General features: G+C 71.6%; 17 protein-coding genes. All 17 read right to left on the minus strand.

From position 1 onward, the window contains the following. Nucleotides 1–15 precede the first annotated feature (15 nt). A complete protein-coding gene (gene metK / locus ASG96_RS14535) occupies nt 16–1,239 on the minus strand; it encodes a methionine adenosyltransferase (protein ID WP_056757434.1) in 1,224 nt (407 codons plus the stop codon). Between the two features lie 83 nt (nt 1,240–1,322). Then, nucleotides 1,323–2,561: a bifunctional phosphopantothenoylcysteine decarboxylase/phosphopantothenate--cysteine ligase CoaBC gene (gene coaBC / locus ASG96_RS14540; protein WP_057588302.1), complete on the minus strand. Its 1,239-nt coding sequence runs from the start codon at nt 2,559–2,561 to the stop codon at nt 1,323–1,325. Nucleotides 2,562–2,586: 25 nt separating this feature from the next. After that, nucleotides 2,587–2,850, minus strand: a complete 264-nt coding sequence (gene rpoZ, locus ASG96_RS14545; protein WP_020143994.1) for a DNA-directed RNA polymerase subunit omega — start codon at nt 2,848–2,850, stop codon at nt 2,587–2,589. 101 nt (nt 2,851–2,951) lie between these two features. Then, complete coding sequence (gene gmk, locus ASG96_RS14550; protein ID WP_082591807.1) at nt 2,952–3,572, minus strand: guanylate kinase; 621 nt, start codon at nt 3,570–3,572, stop codon at nt 2,952–2,954. After that, the gene (gene mihF / locus ASG96_RS14555; protein ID WP_056757440.1) at nt 3,572–3,889 is read right to left on the minus strand and encodes an integration host factor, actinobacterial type; all 318 of its coding nucleotides are present in this window, start codon (nt 3,887–3,889) and stop codon (nt 3,572–3,574) included. The genes gmk and mihF overlap by 1 nt, the downstream gene beginning before the upstream one ends. Nucleotides 3,890–4,044: 155 nt before the next feature. Then, complete coding sequence (locus ASG96_RS14560; protein ID WP_157610855.1) at nt 4,045–4,431, minus strand: hypothetical protein; 387 nt, start codon at nt 4,429–4,431, stop codon at nt 4,045–4,047. Nucleotides 4,432–4,500: 69 nt separating this feature from the next. Next, entirely contained in the window at nt 4,501–4,956 is a 456-nt protein-coding gene (locus ASG96_RS14565) for a hypothetical protein (RefSeq protein ID WP_157610857.1), read from the minus strand. A gap of 49 nt (nt 4,957–5,005) precedes the next feature. Beyond that, complete coding sequence (pyrF, locus tag ASG96_RS14570) at nt 5,006–5,848, minus strand: orotidine-5'-phosphate decarboxylase (protein WP_057588303.1); 843 nt, start codon at nt 5,846–5,848, stop codon at nt 5,006–5,008. Nucleotides 5,849–5,883: 35 nt separating this feature from the next. After that, the gene (locus ASG96_RS14575; RefSeq protein ID WP_057588304.1) at nt 5,884–6,834 is read right to left on the minus strand and encodes a dihydroorotate dehydrogenase; all 951 of its coding nucleotides are present in this window, start codon (nt 6,832–6,834) and stop codon (nt 5,884–5,886) included. After that, complete coding sequence (locus tag ASG96_RS14580) at nt 6,834–7,724, minus strand: dihydroorotate dehydrogenase electron transfer subunit (protein WP_057588305.1); 891 nt, start codon at nt 7,722–7,724, stop codon at nt 6,834–6,836. The genes ASG96_RS14575 and ASG96_RS14580 overlap by 1 nt, the downstream gene beginning before the upstream one ends. Then, the gene (gene carB / locus ASG96_RS14585; protein ID WP_056757459.1) at nt 7,721–11,074 is read right to left on the minus strand and encodes a carbamoyl-phosphate synthase large subunit; all 3,354 of its coding nucleotides are present in this window, start codon (nt 11,072–11,074) and stop codon (nt 7,721–7,723) included. Before carB ends, ASG96_RS14580 begins: the two co-directional genes overlap by 4 nt. After that, entirely contained in the window at nt 11,074–12,285 is a 1,212-nt protein-coding gene (carA, locus tag ASG96_RS14590) for a glutamine-hydrolyzing carbamoyl-phosphate synthase small subunit (RefSeq protein WP_369813593.1), read from the minus strand. Before carA ends, carB begins: the two co-directional genes overlap by 1 nt. Then, entirely contained in the window at nt 12,282–13,619 is a 1,338-nt protein-coding gene (locus ASG96_RS14595) for a dihydroorotase (protein WP_057588306.1), read from the minus strand. The genes carA and ASG96_RS14595 overlap by 4 nt, the downstream gene beginning before the upstream one ends. After that, entirely contained in the window at nt 13,616–14,614 is a 999-nt protein-coding gene (locus ASG96_RS14600) for an aspartate carbamoyltransferase catalytic subunit (RefSeq protein WP_056757464.1), read from the minus strand. The genes ASG96_RS14595 and ASG96_RS14600 overlap by 4 nt, the downstream gene beginning before the upstream one ends. Next, nucleotides 14,611–15,159, minus strand: coding sequence for a bifunctional pyr operon transcriptional regulator/uracil phosphoribosyltransferase PyrR (pyrR, locus tag ASG96_RS14605; RefSeq protein WP_255358568.1), 549 nt, complete (start codon nt 15,157–15,159; stop codon nt 14,611–14,613). Before pyrR ends, ASG96_RS14600 begins: the two co-directional genes overlap by 4 nt. 255 nt (nt 15,160–15,414) lie before the next feature. Continuing rightward, nucleotides 15,415–15,828 carry a transcription antitermination factor NusB gene (gene nusB, locus ASG96_RS14610; RefSeq protein ID WP_056757472.1) on the minus strand — a complete coding sequence of 138 codons (414 nt, stop codon included), beginning with the start codon at nt 15,826–15,828 and terminating at the stop codon, nt 15,415–15,417. Between the two features lie 16 nt (nt 15,829–15,844). After that, entirely contained in the window at nt 15,845–16,408 is a 564-nt protein-coding gene (efp, locus tag ASG96_RS14615) for an elongation factor P (RefSeq protein WP_056757475.1), read from the minus strand. Nucleotides 16,409–16,590 lie beyond the last annotated feature (182 nt).

Below are 16,590 nucleotides of genomic sequence, written 5' to 3' on the forward strand. Positions count from 1 at the left end.
GGGGCGAATCTAGCCTCAGCCGGAGACGGCGGTGCGCAGGGCCTCGACGCGGTCGGTGCGCTCCCACGTGAAGGGGTTCTCGACGCCGTCGGCCTTGGTGCGGCCGAAGTGGCCGTAGGCGGCCGTCGGGCGGTAGATCGGGCGCAGCAGGTCGAGGGCGTCGACGATCGCGGCGGGGCGCAGGTCGAAGACGTCGCCGATGGCCTGCTGGATCTTGTCGACCGGCACGGTCTCGGTGCCGAAGGTCTCGATGTAGAGACCGACCGGCTGCGCCTTGCCGATGGCGTAGGCGACCTGGACCTCGCAACGACGGGCCAGGCCCGCGGCGACGACGTTCTTGGCGACCCAGCGCATCGCGTAGGCGGCCGAGCGGTCGACCTTGCTCGGGTCCTTGCCCGAGAAGGCGCCGCCACCGTGGCGGGCCATGCCGCCGTAGGTGTCGACGATGATCTTGCGCCCGGTCAGACCGGCGTCGCCCATCGGGCCACCGATCTCGAAGCGGCCGGTCGGGTTGATCAGGGCCCGGTAGCTGGAGACGTCGAGGTCGGTGCCGCTCTCGCGCAGCTCCGCGAGGACCGGCTCGATGACGTGCGCGCGGATGTCCGGCTCGAGCATGCCCTCGAGGGACACGTCGGGGGCGTGCTGGGTCGAGAGCACCACGGTGTCGAGCGCGACGGCCTTGTCGCCCTCGTAGGCGATGGTGACCTGCGTCTTGCCGTCCGGGCGCAGGTAGGCGAGCTCGTCGCTCTTGCGCACCTGCGTCAGGCGCTCCGAGAGGCGGTGCGCGAGGTGGATCGGCAGCGGCATGAGCTCGGCCGTGTCGTCGCAGGCGTAGCCGAACATCAGGCCTTGGTCGCCGGCGCCCTGCTTGTCGAGCAGGTCGCCGACGTCACCCGTCCGGTGCTCGTGGGCCGTGTCGACGCCCTGGGCGATGTCGGGCGACTGCGCGCCGATGGAGATCGACACCCCGCAGGTGCGCCCGTCGAAACCCTTCTGCGAGCCGTCGTAGCCGACCTCGAGGATCGTCTCGCGCACGATCCTCGGGATCTCGACGTAGGCGGTCGTCGACACCTCGCCGGCGACGTGGACCAGTCCGGTCGTGACCATCGTCTCGACGGCGACGCGGGCCTGCGGGTCGTCGGTGAGCAGCGCGTCGAGGATCGAGTCGCTGATCTGGTCGCAGATCTTGTCCGGGTGTCCCTCGGTGACGGACTCGGACGTGAACAGACGTGCGGACACTTGCTCTCCCTCGGTCGGGTGCGTGGTGGTGTGCTCGGGCGCGCGGTGACGGCGCGTACGCGTGTGGGGCGAGAGTCTAGTGCTCAGTCGAGCAGCGTCGAGATGGTGTCCCACAGCACGTCGGCCACGGCGTCCTTGGAGGCCGGGCCGACCATGGTCGCCTCGTCGCTGTCCCGCCGCAACAGGTGCACCGTCGTGTCGTCCTTGCCGAACGTCAGGTCGGTGCCCACCTCGTTGACGACCTGCAGGTCGCTGCCCTTGCGGGCGAACTTGGCCCGCGCGTGGTCCATGACGCTGCCGTGGGCGTCGCCCGTCTCGGCGGCGAAGCTGACGATGAACGGCGTGCCCGTCCCGCGGCTCTCGCGGGCTGCGACGAGGCCGCGGACGATGTCGGGGTTCTCGACGAGCTCGACCCGAAGGCCGGCGTCGGGGTCGGCGGACTTCTTGATCTTGCTCTCGCTCACGGCCGCCGGGCGGAAGTCGGCCGGCGCCGCAGCCATGACGACGACGTCGGCGTCGGACGCCGCCTCCTCCACCGCACGCTGCAGCTCGAGGGTCGTCTCGACGGGCACGACGTCGATGCCCTCGGGCACCGGGAGCGCGACGTTGGCGGCCACGAGGGTGACCTTCGCGCCACGGTCGGCAGCGGCGCGCGCGATGGCCACGCCCTGCTTGCCGGACGAGCGGTTGCCGAGGTAGCGCACGGGGTCGAGCGGCTCGCGCGTGCCCCCGGCGGACACGACCACGCGCCGGCCCTCGAGGTCGCGCCGGGGCTCCCCCGCCACGGCGGCGCCGTCACCCGACACGATCGCGAGGCACGCGGCATACAACGCCTCGGGCTCGGGGAGGCGGCCGGCACCGGTGTCCTTGCCGGTCAGGCGTCCCACCGCGGGGTCGATGACGTGGGCTCCGCGCGCGCGGAGCGTGGCGACGTTGGCCTGCGTGGCCGGGTGCTCCCACATCTCGGTGTGCATGGCCGGCGCGAACGCGACCGGGCACCGAGCGGTGAGGAGGGTGTTGGTCAGCAGGTCGTCGGCGAGGCCGTGCGCGGCCTTCGCGAGGAGGTCTGCGGTGGCCGGGGCGACGACCACCAGGTCGGCGGACTGGCCGATGCGCACGTGCGGGACCTCGTGGACCGACGTCCACACCTCCGTGCTGACGGGCTTGCCCGAGAGGGCCGACCACGTCGGCGCTCCCACGAAGTGGAGCGCCGCCGCGGTGGGCACGACGGTGACGTCGTGCCCGTGCTCGGTGAAGAGCCGGAGCAGCGAGCAGGCCTTGTAGGCGGCGATGCCGCCACTCACCCCGAGGACGACGCGCATCGGCTGCTCCCGACCCGTCGGGTGCTCAGGCCTCGGTGGGCGTCGAGGTCAGCAGGCCCTCGTTGATCTCGCGCAGCGCGATCGACAGCGGCTTCTCGTGGACCTCGGTCTCCACGAGCGGACCGACGTAGTCGAGCAGGCCCTCCTGCAGCTGGGAGTAGTAGGCGTTGATCTGACGGGCGCGCTTGGCGGAGTAGATGACGAGCGCGTACTTCGAGTCGGCGGCGGTCAGGAGGTCGTCGATCGGCGGGTTGGTGATGCCGATGGGAGCAGCCTGGGTACCGGACACAGTGATCTCGTTTCGTTGGTTTCAGCGGGCTTGAGGTGCGTGCTGCGACGTCGACGGCGGTGCGGTCGTCTGCCGTCGGCTGGCACACATCACGTCGGGACTCACCGGTCGGTGCGTCCCGATCTCATCAATGATACGAGTTCTTCGCTCGCCCGACGAACATCGTCGTTGACGATGACCTCGTCGAACTCGCTCTGGGCGGCCAGCTCGGCCCGTGCGGTGGACAGGCGGCGCTCGCGCTCGGCCTCGTCCTCGGTGCCCCGTCCGACGAGCCGGCGCACCAGCTCGTCCCAGCTCGGCGGCGCGAGGAAGACGAAGAGCGCCTCGGGCCACGTGTCGCGCACCTGGCGGGCCCCCTGCAGGTCGATCTCGAGCAGGGCGTCGCGCCCCTCGCGGATGACGCGCTCGACCGGCCCGCGCGGGGTGCCGTACTTCGCGGCGCCGTGCACGACGGCGTACTCGAGGAACTCCCCCGCCTCGACGAGACGGTCGAACTCGTGGTCGTCGACGAAGTGGTAGTGCACGCCGTCGACCTCGCCCGGCCGCGGGCGCCGGGTCGTCATGGAGACGGAGAACCACACGCCCGGGAAGTGGGTGCGCACGTAGGCCGCGATGGTGCCCTTCCCGACGGCGGTCGGGCCGGCGAGCACCGTGAGCCGGCCACGCCGGGGTGCGGCTGCGTCGTGCTGGGGCTCCGCGGTCGACGTCGGGTCAGCCGACATCACGGCTTCTCGAAGCGGTGCAGCAGGGCCGCGACCTGGTTGGCCCCGAGCCCCCGGACCCGGCGGGACTCGGCGATGCCGACCTCGGACATGATCGCCTTGGCCCGCACGCGGCCGACGCCGGGCATCGACTCGAGCAGCTCGGTGACCTTCATCTTGCCGATGACGGGGTCGACCTTGCCGTCCTCGAGGACCTCCGCGAGCGAGCCGCTGGAGTACTTGAGCCGGTTCTTGACCGCTGCTCGCTCCCTACGTGCGGCTGCAGCCTTCTCGAGTGCTGCGGCCCGTTGCTCAGGGGTGAGCGGTGGAAGCGCCACGGTCTTCGGTCTCCTCGCTGCCTGCGGGGAGCGCCCTGCGCCCCCTGCCGTTCTTCACGTCTCGCGTGTCTGTCTCCGCCGAACCTAGCGATCCGGCCCTGCGCGCCGCAACGCGGGGCCTGCCGGAAACGCCTCACGGCACGCCCCGGCGCCGCTCAGCTGCCGAGGTCGACCCCGCAGGTCTCCTTGGCGTGGGTCTCGATGCGCTTGGCCGAGGCCTCGAAGCCCTGCATCTGCTTCGTCAGTGCGGCGAGGTCCGGCTTGGCCACCGTGAACTTCGCGACGAGGACCCGCAGCGACGCCCAGTCGGCCTTGACCTCCTCGGGTGCGCTCGCCTCGATCTGGGTGATGGTCGCGACGAAACGGGCCGCGGCGGCCGGGTCCTTGAGGGTCGCGCCGGCGTCCTTCCAGTCGGCTTCTGCCGTCTTCAGGGCGTCACAGTAGGAGCCGGCGGACCCCGCCGAGCAGGCGCCGAGGGACGTCGCCGACAGGAGCAGCACGAGGGCCACCGACGGCCCCCTGCGCATGGCGGTCGTTCGCATCCCCACACCGTATGCCGTGTGGTGGGCGCCGTCGCGCGAGTCCCCCGAAGCGCGCCGGTCCCAGGGGGCTCAGGAGATGTCGAGGTTGCACGTCGTCTTGGCGTGCTTCTCGATGGTCGTGCTCGAGGCGTCCATCTTCGCCGTCGCGGCCGTGAGGGCGCTCTTGTCGCCGGAGGCTGCGGCGTCGACGAAGGCGATGAGGTCACCCCACTCCTGCTTGACCTCTGCGGGCGCGGCGGCCTCGATCTTCTCGAGCACGGCCTTGCCCTGCGCGAGGGCAGCCGTGTCGCTGAGCTTCGAGGACATGGACTCGAGCTCCTTCTGGCCGGACTCAAGTGCCGCGCAGTAGGCGGCGTCGCCCTGCGCGCTGGTCGTCGCGCTCGGTGCCGACGACGAGGAGGCGGCAGCGCTGCCGCCGCCGCTCGCGGGGGGCTGGGTGCTGGAGCCGCACGCGGCGGCGAGCGGGATCGTCGCCACGACGGCGACGGTGGCGAGCAGTCGGCGAACCGGTCGAGTGTGAGTCATGCCACACGGCATACCCGGCTGGGAGTTGCCTGTGACAAACCGGGGAGCGTCAGCGCAGGAGCGACTCGGCGACCTGCGCCGCCCGGCTCGCCAGTCTGCTCGGGTCGGGGCCGGCCGCGAGGATCTCGCGACTCGACGCGGCGAGGACCTGGTGGCGGGCCGCGCCGAACGTCGCCGCGAGGGTATCGACGGTGCCGCCCTGCGCCCCGAAGCCGGGCGCGAGCACGGGCGTCGCTGCCGCCACGAGGTCGAGCCCGAGGTCGCGCACGGCGGTGCCCACGGTGGCGCCGATGACGAGCCCGACGCTCCCGAGCTCGCCGCGGGACAGCGCAGCAGCGTTGTCGCCGGCTGCGCCCTCGACGACGGACGCGGCGACCGACCGGCCGTCCCGCACCGCGTGCTGGACCTCGGCGCCCTCCGGGTTGGAGGTCAGGGCCAGGACGAAGAGCCCGCGACCGTTCTCCTCGGCGAGGTCGATCGCGGGGCGCAGCGACTCGTAGCCGAGGTAGGGGCTCACGGTGAGGGCGTCCGGCGGGGCGACGGCGTCCGGACCGAGGTAGGCCTCGGCGTACGCGCTCATGGTCGACCCGATGTCGCCACGCTTCGCGTCGAGGATCGTCAGCGTCCCCGACGCGCGCAGCTCGGTGAGCACCCTCTCGAGCACGGCCAGGCCACGGCTGCCGAAGACCTCGAAGAAGGCGGACTGCGGCTTGACCGCGGCGACCCGCCCGGCGAACGCCTCGACACAGGTGAGCGCGAAACGCTCGAGCCCGGCGACGTCGTAGGACAGGCCCCACGACTCGACCAGCCCCCGGTGCGGGTCGATGCCCGCGCAGAGCGGCCCGTGGGCCTGCATGGCGTCCTGGAGGCGGGCTCCGAAGGCCTTGCTCATCGTCGGTCTCCGTTCACGGGTGTGCGGTGGGTCGCTCAGCGGCCGTGGGCCACGGCGACGGCATCGGTGAAGCGCTCGAAGCCCTTGGCGTCGAGCAGCTCGCACAGCTCGCGCAGGACCCGGACCGGTGCCGAGGGGTCGTTGAACACCGCCGTCCCGACCTGGATCGCGCTCGCTCCGGCAGCGACGAGCTCGAGGGCGTCCCGCCCCGTGCGCACTCCCCCGACGCCGATGATCGGCACGGTGCGGATCCGCCCCTCGAACATCGCCTGGCGCACCTGCCAGATGGCCCGCACCGCGACCGGTCGGATGCCCGGACCCGACAGGCCACCGGTGACCCCGCCGAGCTGCGGACGCATCCGGTCGGTGTCGATGACCATGCCGAGCAGCGTGTTGATCATCGTCAGGCCGTCGGCGCCGGCCTTGACGCAGGCGGCCGCGATGGCGGTGATGTCGGTGACGTCCGGGCTGAGCTTGGCGAAGACCGGGATGTCGCGCGGGAGCTGCTCGCGCACGAGCGCGATGACCTTGGCCGAGGCCATCGGGTCGCAGGCGAACACGAGGCCGCGGTTGGCGACGTTGGGGCACGAGATGTTGACCTCGACCCCGACCACGGCATCGAACGCCCGGCTTGCTCGGAGGGTCGCCGCGACGTGGGCGTACTCGGTGCTCGAGCTGCCGGCGATCGAGGGCAGCACGCGGGCCCCGACGGACTTGAGCCAGGGCAGGTCCTCGTCGACGAACGCCTCGATGCCGGGACCCTGCAGGCCGATCGAGTTGAGCATCCCGGAGGGCGTCTCGGCCATGCGGGGTGTGCCGCGGCCGGACCGTGGGTCGGCCATGACGGACTTGGTGACGAACGCGCCGAGGTCGGCGACGTCGAAGAAGCGGTGCAGCTCCCTGCCGTTCGCCGCGCAGCCCGAGGCGGTCATCAGCGGGTTGGGCAGCCGGTGGCCGCCCCCGAGGTCGACGGAGAGGTCCACCATCAGTGGCCACCCACCTTCGGGGCGCCGACGGCGTCGTCCGGCACGCGGGCATGCCCTCCGTCGAAGGCGTCCCAGCGGACTCGGTCACCGCGGAAGACGGGTCCCTCGACGCACGAGCGCACCATCCGCGTCCTCCCGTCGGACCCGACGACCGGCATGACGCAGGTCATGCAGACGCCGACGCCGCAGGCCATCGACTCCTCGACGGCCACCTGGGCCACCGCGTCGTGGGCCTGCGCGACCCGGGTGATCGACTCGAGCATCCCCATGGGACCGCAGCCGTAGACGACCCCGGCCCCGGTGCGCTCGATGATCCCCGGCAGCGGGTCGCTGACCCAGCCCTTCTGCCCGGCGGAGCCGTCGTCGGTCGTGACCGTGACGCCGTCGCAGCTGCGCCGGGCCTCGACCACGCCGAAGAGGCGGTCCTCGCTCGCCGCTCCCAGGACCATCTCGACGTGGCAGCCGCGCTCGCGCAGCTCACCGGCGAGCCAGAAGAGCGGAGCGCTGCCGTAACCGCCGCCGACGAGGACGCAGGCGACGGGGTCGGTCGGCAGCGGGAACGCCTTGCCGAGCGGTCCGACGACGTCGATGGTGTCGTGCGGGGCACGCTCGACGATCCACCGGGTGCCGGTGCCCACGGCCGACACGACGATCTCGACGGTGCCACCGTAGGTGCCGCTCGGGCTCACCTTGTGGATCGAGAAGGACCGCCGCAGCAACGTCCCGGACGTCTCGCCGCCGACCGCGAGAGCGACGAACTGGCCCGGTCGGGCGAGCTCGGCGACGCCGGGGGCGACGAGGGTGAGGTGCTGGTAGGCGCCGACCCGACGGGTCGCGATGACCTCCGCGACCTCCTGCGTGACGCGGGCCCGCAGCTGGCGCTCGCTCATGCCGTCGCCCCCGCCGTCGCGGCGGCTGTCGCGGCGGCTGTCGCGGCGGCCCGGCGGCCGTAGAGGTCGAGGTCGCGCGCGTGGTCCTGCAGCGACTTGACCCGGATCTCCTCGGTCAGCCCGGCCTCGATGCCGAGGACGGCCGCGGCGAGGGTCGCGATCGTCGTGATGATGGGCTTGTCGGCACTCGTCGTCGCGGCGCGGATGGCGTAGCCGTCGGCGCGCGCGTCCTGGCCCGACGGCGTGTTGACGACCATCTGCACGGTGCCCTCGCGGATGAGGTCGACGATCGACTTCTCCCCCGGCGCGTCGTCGTCGCGCTCGGTGATCTTGCGGACGAGCGTGGCGGGGATCCCGTTGCGCTTGAGCACTGCGGCCGTGCCGCTCGTCGCGAGGATGGTGAAGCCGAGGTCGACGAGACGCTTGACCGGGAAGAGCATGGCGCGCTTGTCGCGGTTGGCCACGGACACGAAGATCGCACCGGAGCGCGGCAGCGCCGACCCGCCACCCTGCTGGGCCTTGGAGAAGGCCGAGCCGAAGTCGACGTCGATGCCCATGACCTCGCCCGTCGAGCGCATCTCGGGCCCGAGGAGCGAGTCGACCGCGACACCCTCCTTGGTGCGGAAGCGCTTGAAGGGCAGGACCGCCTCCTTGCACGAGACCGGCGCGTGGTCGGGCATCCGGCCGCCGTCCCCGGTCGGGGGCAGCATGCCCTCCTCGCGCAGCTCCTTGATCGTGGAGCCCAGCATGACGCGGGCCGCCGCGCTCGCGATCGGCACGCCTGTCGCCTTGGCGACGAACGGCACCGTGCGCGATGCGCGGGGGTTGGCCTCGATGACGTAGAGGATGTCCTGGGCGAGAGCGAACTGGACGTTCATGAGGCCGCGGACGCCGATCCCCTCGGCGAGCTTGCGCGTGGCGACGCGCACTCGCTCGAGCTCCCCGTCACCGAGCGTGGCCGGTGGCAGCGTGCACGAGCTGTCGCCCGAGTGGATGCCGGCCTCCTCGACGTGCTCCATGATGCCGCCGAGGTACATGTCCTCGCCGTCGAAGAGCGCGTCGACGTCGATCTCGATCGCGTCGTCGAGGAAGCGGTCGATGAGGATCGGGTGGTCGGGCGAGGCCTCGGTCGCCTTCTCGACGTAGGTGACGAGGGAGTCGTCGTCGTAGACGATGACCATGCCGCGGCCGCCGAGGACGTAGGACGGCCGCACGAGGACGGGGTAGCCGATCTCGCGCGCGACGACGAGGGCCTCGTCCGAGCTGTACGCCGTGCCGTGCTTCGGCGCGATGAGACCCGCCCTGGCGAGGACCTGACCGAAGGCGCCGCGGTCCTCGGCGAGGTGGATCGCGCTCGGCGACGTGCCGACGATCGGCACGCCCTCGTCCTCGAGCGCCTGCGCGAGACCGAGGGGCGTCTGACCGCCGAGCTGCACGATGACGCCCGCGATCGGGCCGGCCTGGCTCTCGGCGTGGATGACCTCGAGGACGTCCTCGAGCGTCAGCGGCTCGAAGTAGAGACGGCTGCTCGTGTCGTAGTCGGTCGAGACCGTCTCGGGGTTGCAGTTGATCATGACCGTGTCGAATCCCTTGTCGCGCAGGGAGAACGACGCGTGAACGCAGGAGTAGTCGAACTCGACACCCTGCCCGATGCGGTTGGGACCCGAGCCGAGGATGATGACGGCCGGGCGCTCGCGCGGCGCGACCTCGGTCTCCTCGTCGTAGGAGCTGTAGTGGTAGGGCGTCGTGGCTGCGAACTCGGCCGCGCACGTGTCGACGGTCTTGTAGACCGGGCGCACCCCGAGGGCGTGGCGCACCCCGCGGACCACGGCCTCCGGCATACGCCGGACGGAGGCCACCTGCGCGTCGCTGAAGCCGTGCCGCTTGACGAGGCGGAGCAGCTCCGGCGTCAGCTGTGGCGCGTCGGCGAGCATCGTCGCGACGTCGTTGATCAGCGCGATCTGGTCGAGGAACCACGGGTCGATGCCGGTGGCGTCGTGGACCTCCTCGACGGTGCAGCCGCCGCGCAGCGCCTGCTGCACGAGCACGATGCGGCCGTCGGTCGGGACCCTGGCCTCCTCGAGCGCCCGCTCGGCGGAGACCTTGCTGATCTCGCCGTCCCAGTGGAAGCTCGCGCCCTTCTTCTCGAGCGAGCGCAGTGCCTTCTGGAGGGCCTCGGTGAAGTTGCGCCCGATCGCCATCGCCTCGCCGACCGACTTCATCGTCGTCGTCAGCGTCGGGTCGGCCGCAGGGAACTTCTCGAAGGCGAAGCGCGGCACCTTGACGACGACGTAGTCGAGCGACGGCTCGAAGCTCGCCGGCGTCTCGCGCGTGATGTCGTTGGGCACCTCGTCGAGTGTGTAGCCGATGGCCATCTTCGCCGCGATCTTGGCGATCGGGAAGCCGGTCGCCTTGGAGGCCAGGGCGCTCGATCGCGAGACGCGCGGGTTCATCTCGATGACGATGATGCGTCCGTCGTCGGGGTTGACGGCGAACTGGATGTTGCAGCCGCCGGTGTCGACGCCGACCTCGCGGATGACGGCGATGCCGATGTCGCGCAGTCGCTGGTACTCGCGGTCGGTCAGGGTCAGGGCCGGCGCGACGGTGATCGAGTCGCCGGTGTGCACGCCCATCGGGTCGAGGTTCTCGATGGAGCAGACGACGACGACGTTGTCGGCGTGGTCGCGCATGACCTCGAGCTCGTACTCCTTCCAGCCGAGGATCGACTCCTCGAGGAGCACCTCGGTCGTCGGGGAGTACTGCAGGCCGGCACCGCCGAGGAGGCGCAGGTCGGCCTCGTCGTAGGCGAAGCCCGACCCGAGTCCACCCATCGTGAACGAGGGGCGCACGACGACCGGGTAGCCGAGCTCGTCCGCGGCCGCGAGGAGCTCGTCCATCGAGTGGCAGATGAGGGACTTCGCGGACTCCGCGCCGCACCGCTCGACGACACCCTTGAACTTCTCGCGGTCCTCGCCGAGCTGGATCGCCTCGACGTTGGCCCCGATGAGCGGGCAGCCGTACTTCTCGAGGACTCCGTTGTCGTGCAAGGAGATCGCGCAGTTGAGGGCGGTCTGGCCACCGAGCGTGGCGAGCACCGCGTCGGGGCGCTCCTTGGCGATGATCGCCTCGACGACCTCGGGAGTGATCGGCTCGACGTAGGTGGCGTCGGCGAACTCGGGGTCAGTCATGATCGTGGCCGGGTTGCTGTTGACGAGGATGACGCGGATGCCCTCCTCGCGCAGCACGCGGCACGCCTGCGTGCCGGAGTAGTCGAACTCGCACGCCTGCCCGATGACGATCGGTCCGGACCCGATGACGAGGACGCTCTTGATGTCGTCGCGCTTGGGCATCAGGCGTTGACCTCCGTGGTCTGGTGGGCTGTCTGTCTGGTGCTCATGAGCTCCACGAAGCGGTCGAAGAGGTAGGCGGCGTCGTGCGGGCCGGCGGCCGCCTCCGGGTGGTACTGCACGGAGTACGCCGGCCGGTCGAGGCACTCGAGGCCCTCGACGACGTCGTCGTTGAGGCACACGTGCGACACGCGGACGCGGCCGTATGCCGTGTCGCTGTCCTCGTCGAGGGGCGCGTCGACCGCGAAGCCGTGGTTGTGGGCGGTCACCTCGACCTTGCCGGTCGTGCGGTCCATGACCGGCTGGTTGATGCCGCGGTGGCCGTACTTCAGCTTGTACGTGCCGAAGCCGAGCGCCCGACCGAGGAGCTGGTTGCCGAAGCAGATGCCGAAGAACGGGATGTCGCGGTCGAGCACCTCGCGCAGCAGCGCGACCTCGCGCTCCGCGGACGCCGGGTCACCGGGACCGTTGGAGAAGAAGACCCCGTCGGGGCCGGACTCCCCCACCGCGAGCACGTCGTCGATCGTCGCGGAGGCCGGCAGCACGTGCACCTCGATCCCGCGCTGCGCCATGAGCGCCGGGGTCATCGCCTTGATGCCGAGGTCGACGGCGGCGACGGTGAAGCGCTTGTCGCCCACGGCCGGGACGGCATACGGCTCGGCGGTGGTGACCTCCGCGGCGAGCGCGGCGCCCGCCATCTGCGGGCTCGTGCGGACCGCGTCGAGCAGGTCGGCCTCGGGACGGTCGGCGGCGTCACCGCTGAAGATGCCGACGCGCATGGCGCCGCGCTCGCGCAGGTGGCGCGTCAGGGCGCGGGTGTCGATGTCGCAGATGCCGACGACGCGCTGGTCGACGAGCTCGTCCTCGAGCTCGCGCGTGGCGCGCCAGCTGGACGACCGGATCGCGGGGTCGCGCACGACGTAGCCGGCGACCCAGATGCGGGTGCTCTCGTCGTCCTCGGTGTTGACGCCGGTGTTGCCGACGTGCGGCGCGGTCATGACGATGACCTGCCGGTGGTAGCTCGGGTCCGTCAGCGTCTCCTGGTAGCCGGTCATGCCGGTGGAGAAGACCGCCTCACCGACGGTCTCGCCGACCGCGCCGTAGGACGACCCACGGAAGGTGCGGCCGTCCTCGAGCACGAGGGTCGCTGCGACGCGGGCGGGCGCGGACCTCCCGTCACGGCTCGGCACGGTCAACGGTGTCTGGGTGGTCACAGGTCTGCTCCCGAGGTCGTCGCGTTCGTCAGTTCTCGTCGGGTGCCCGCGCCGTTGCGGACGTCGTGGGTGACGCGCCCCGCGTGGACCGTCGCGAGGACGGCTCCGCGCAGGGTGCGCCCGTGCCACGGGTTGTTGCGCGAGCGGCTGCGGCTCGCGGCAGCGTCGACCGTGACCTCGCGGTCGGGGTCGACGAGGGTGATGTGGGCGGGGCTGCCGACGTCGAGCGCCCTTCCCTGGTGGGCGAGTCCGCCGATCCGGGCAGGGGCGGTCGACATGACGCGGGCCACGTCGGCCCAGTCGAGCAGGCCGGGGTGCACGAGCACGTCGCTGACGACCGAGAGTGCCGTCTCGAGGCCGAGCATGCCGAAGGCCGCGTCGACGAAGGCGTGCTCCTTGTCGTGACGGGCGTGCGGCGCGTGGTCGGTGGCGACGGCGTCGATGGTGCCGTCGGCGAGGCCTGCGCGCAGCGCCTCGACGTCCTCGGTCGGGCGCAGCGGCGGGTTGACCTTGTAGACGGGGTCGTAGCCGAGCAGCAGGTCGGTCGTCAGGGCCAGGTGGTGCGGCGTGACCTCGGCGGTGACGTCGATGCCCTGTGCCTTGGCCCAGCGGATCACCTCGACGGTGCCCGCGGTCGAGACGTGGGCGACGTGGACGCGGGAGCCGGTGTGGCGGGCGAGCATGACGTCGCGCGCGACGATCGACTCCTCGGCGATGCCGGGCCACCCCGGCAGCCCGAGACGACCGGAGACCTCGCCCTCGTGGCAGCACGCCTCGCGCCCGGCGAGCCGGGGGTCCTGGGCGTGCTGGCTGACGACCCCGCCGAACGGCTTGATGTACTCGAGCGCGCGGCGCATGATCCGCGCGTCGTGGACGCAGTAGCCGTCGTCGCTGAAGACGCGCACCTTCGCGCGCGAGCGGGCCATCAGGCCGAGCTCGGCGAGCTCGGCGCCCTCGAGGCCCTTGGTCACGGCCCCGACCGGGACCACCTCGGTGAGCCCGCAGGCGCGCCCGAGGTCGAGCACGCGTTCGGCTGCCTCGGCCGTGTCGGTGACCGGGCTCGTGTTGGCCATGGCGAAGACGGCGGTGAAGCCGCCTGCGGCAGCGGCCGCCGAGCCGGTGGCGATGGTCTCGGCGTCCTCGCGTCCCGGCTCGCGCAGGTGCACGTGGAGGTCGACGAGGCCGGGCAGCGCGACGAGGCCGTCGGCGTCGAGCACCTCGGTGCCGGCAGGTGCCGAGACCGAGCCGACCTCGGTGATGACGCCGTCCTCGACGAGCAGGTCGGCCGACTCGGCGCCGAGCAGGCGGGCGCCGCGGATCACGAGGCGGGTCATCGGACGGCTCCTTCGGGGGCGCTGGCGGGCAGGGGCGCCGGGGTGTCCTCGCCGGCGAGCAGGTGGTAGAGCACGGCCATCCGGACCGCGACGCCCGCCGACACCTGGTCGAGGACGACCGACTGCGGCGAGTCGGCCGCCTCGGGCGCGATCTCGAGCCCACGGTTCATCGGGCCGGGGTGCAGCACGAGGACGTCGTCGTTGCGCGCGACGAGCCGCTCGAGCCGGTCGCGGGTCAGGCCGTAGCCGACGGTGTACTCGCGCGCCGTCGGGAAGTAGCCGCCGCTCATCCGCTCGCGCTGGACGCGGAGCATCATGACGGCGTCGACCGGGCCGTGCTCGCCCTCGCCGTCGAGGACGGGGTCGAGGTCCCAGCTCGTCGCGAAGCCGTCGGCCTGGCTCCACGCACCGATGCCGCTCGGCATGAGCGTCGGCGGGGCGACGACCGTGACGTGGGCGCCGAGGGTCCCCAGGGTGATGACGTTGCTGCGGAAGACGCGCGAGTGGGTGAGGTCGCCGACGATGACGACGTGCTTGCCGTCGAGGTCACCGAGGCGCGTCCGGAGCGTGTAGGCGTCGAGCAGCGCCTGGGTCGGGTGCTCGTGGGTGCCGTCCCCCGCGTTGATGACGCTGCACCGCACCCACTGAGCCACCTGGTGGCAGGCGCCCGAGGCGTTGTGTCGGATGACGAGGGCGTCGACCGCCATCGCGTCGACGGTCATCGCCGTGTCGCGCAGGCTCTCGCCCTTGCTCGTCGAGGAGCCCTTCGCCGAGAGGTTGATGGTGTCGGCCGACATCCACTTGCCGGCGATCTCGAAGGAGCTGCGGGTGCGCGTCGAGTCCTCGAAGAAGAAGTTGATGACGGTGCGCCCGCGCAGGGTCGGGACCTTCTTGACCTCGCGGCGCTGGAGGTCGTGCATCGAGGCGGCGGTCTCGAGGATGTCCTCGACCTCGGTGCGGCTCAGGTCGGCCGAGGAGATGAGGTGCTTGGTCATCGCGACTCACCACCGCTGATCCGCACGACGTCGAGGCCGTCGACCTCGGCGACCCGGACGTGCACGCGCTCGTCGCGCGACGTGGGGAGGTTCTTGCCGACGTGGTCGGCGCGGATCGGCAGCTCGCGGTGGCCGCGGTCGACGAGCACGGCGAGCCGCACGGCGCGGGGCCGCCCGAGCTCGGAGAGCGCGTCGAGGGCGGCGCGGATCGTGCGACCCGAGTAGAGCACGTCGTCGACGAGGACGACGACCTGGTCGTCGATGCCACCGGCGGGGATGCGCGAGCGGTGGGCCGTGCGCACCGGGTTGCGGCGCAGGTCGTCGCGGTGGAGCGTGATGTCGAGCTCGCCGACGGGGATCGCCGTCCCCTCGACCTCCTCGATGCACGCCGCGAGACGGCGCGCGAGCGGGACGCCGCGCGAGGGGATGCCCAGGAGGAGGAGCCCCTCGCTGCCCTTGTTGCGTTCGAGGATCTCGTGACCGATGCGCCGTAGCGCCCGGGAGATGTCACCCTCGCTCATGACGTCTCTCGCGTCATCGGGGATGCTCGAACGGTCGTTCGATGGCTGGTGGGGTGCACTCAGGTCAGGGCAGGTCACAGCCGCTGGACCTCCTTCCCCGCCTCACAGGACGGTGGTTAAAGGATGTCTTCGCGAGGGAGTCTAACGCGGGCCCGCCCACGGGCCGACACCGGTCCGCCCCTCGGCACGTCGCCCCGAGGACGGCCCGTGGCGTGGCCGGGAACGACGAAGCCACCCGCGCGCGGGTGGCTTCGTCGCATGGTGCCGGGTGCGTGGGCGTCAGACGATGGTCGCCTTGACCTCGGCGAGCCGCGCGAGCAGGCCGTTGACGAACGCCGGCGACTCGTCGGTCGACAGGTCGGTCGCGAGCGCCACGGCCTCGGAGATCGCGACGCCGTCGGGGATCTCGTCGTTCCAGAGCACCTCCCAGGCGCCGAGCCGCAGGATCGCGCGGTCGACGGCGGGCATCCGCTCGAGGGTCCAGCCCTGGCTGTAGTCGGTCAGCGCCGCATTGATGTCGTTCCAGCGCCCGACGACACCGCGCACGAGGTCTGCGGTGTAGGGGTTGTTCGCCGCCCGCGACTCGCGGTCGGCGAGGCGCTCGTCGAGGAGCGTCTCGGCGTTGAGACCGCGCTGGTCTGCCTCGAAGAGGATGTCGAGGGCCCGCGTTCGGGCCTTGCTGCGTGCTGCCAAGGGAATTCGCGTCCGCTCAGTCGTTGACTCGGCCGAGGTACGACCCGTCGCGGGTGTCGACCTTGACGCGGGTGCCGGACTCGAGGAAGAGCGGCACGTTGATCTGTGCACCGGTCTCGAGCGTGGCCGGCTTGGTGCCGCCGGTCGAGCGGTCGCCCTGCAGGCCCGGCTCGGTGTGCGTGATCTCGAGGACGACCGACGCGGGCAGCTCGACGTAGAGCGGCAGGCCCTCGTTGGTGGCCACGAGCGCGTTCTGGTTCTCGAGGAGGTAGTTGGCGGCGTCGCCGACGACGGCCTCGGACACGTTGAGCTGGTCGTACGTGTCGGTGTCCATGAAGACGAAGTCGGTGCCGTCCTTGTAGAGGTACTGCATCGTGCGCTTGTCGACGTTGCTCGTCTCGACCTTGGTGCCGGCGTTGAACGTCTTGTCGACGACCTTGCCGGAGAGGACGGCCTTGAGCTTGGTGCGCACGAACGCGGGGCCCTTGCCGGGCTTCACGTGCTGGAACTCGACGACGGACCAGAGCTGTCCCTCGATGTTGAGCACCATGCCGTTCTTCAGGTCGTTGGTCGAAGCCATCGTCACAAACCACTTTCGTATGCCGGCCGGCCCGGTCGGGTGCCTCTGGGCACGCGGGAGCCCCGGACGTTCTTTGACTTGGGGAGTTGCCGCACGAGTCTAGCCGTGCGCCCACCGGATCGCGGAATCGCGCACGCGTCCCAGGGGCCCCGCCGGTGTACGCTGACCCGTTCCCCCGCCCC

It is taken from the genome of Terrabacter sp. Soil810 (assembly GCF_001429645.1).
GTDB lineage: Bacteria > Actinomycetota > Actinomycetes > Actinomycetales > Dermatophilaceae > Terrabacter.

What these genes read in the sequence shown, in the direction of transcription:
- ASG96_RS14565 (WP_157610857.1), bottom strand. Translation starts at nt 4,956, where the DNA reads ATGACTCACACTCGACCGGTTCGCCGACTGCTCGCCACCGTCGCCGTC.
- ASG96_RS14560 (WP_157610855.1), bottom strand. Translation starts at nt 4,431, where the DNA reads ATGCGAACGACCGCCATGCGCAGGGGGCCGTCGGTGGCCCTCGTGCTG.
- efp (WP_056757475.1), bottom strand. Translation starts at nt 16,408, where the DNA reads ATGGCTTCGACCAACGACCTGAAGAACGGCATGGTGCTCAACATCGAG.
- gmk (WP_082591807.1), bottom strand. Translation starts at nt 3,572, where the DNA reads ATGTCGGCTGACCCGACGTCGACCGCGGAGCCCCAGCACGACGCAGCC.
- ASG96_RS14595 (WP_057588306.1), bottom strand. Translation starts at nt 13,619, where the DNA reads ATGACCCGCCTCGTGATCCGCGGCGCCCGCCTGCTCGGCGCCGAGTCG.
- ASG96_RS14600 (WP_056757464.1), bottom strand. Translation starts at nt 14,614, where the DNA reads ATGACCAAGCACCTCATCTCCTCGGCCGACCTGAGCCGCACCGAGGTC.
- ASG96_RS14580 (WP_057588305.1), bottom strand. Translation starts at nt 7,724, where the DNA reads ATGAGCGAGCGCCAGCTGCGGGCCCGCGTCACGCAGGAGGTCGCGGAG.
- pyrF (WP_057588303.1), bottom strand. Translation starts at nt 5,848, where the DNA reads ATGAGCAAGGCCTTCGGAGCCCGCCTCCAGGACGCCATGCAGGCCCAC.
- ASG96_RS14575 (WP_057588304.1), bottom strand. Translation starts at nt 6,834, where the DNA reads ATGGTGGACCTCTCCGTCGACCTCGGGGGCGGCCACCGGCTGCCCAAC.
- carB (WP_056757459.1), bottom strand. Translation starts at nt 11,074, where the DNA reads ATGCCCAAGCGCGACGACATCAAGAGCGTCCTCGTCATCGGGTCCGGA.
- coaBC (WP_057588302.1), bottom strand. Translation starts at nt 2,561, where the DNA reads ATGCGCGTCGTCCTCGGGGTGAGTGGCGGCATCGCCGCCTACAAGGCC.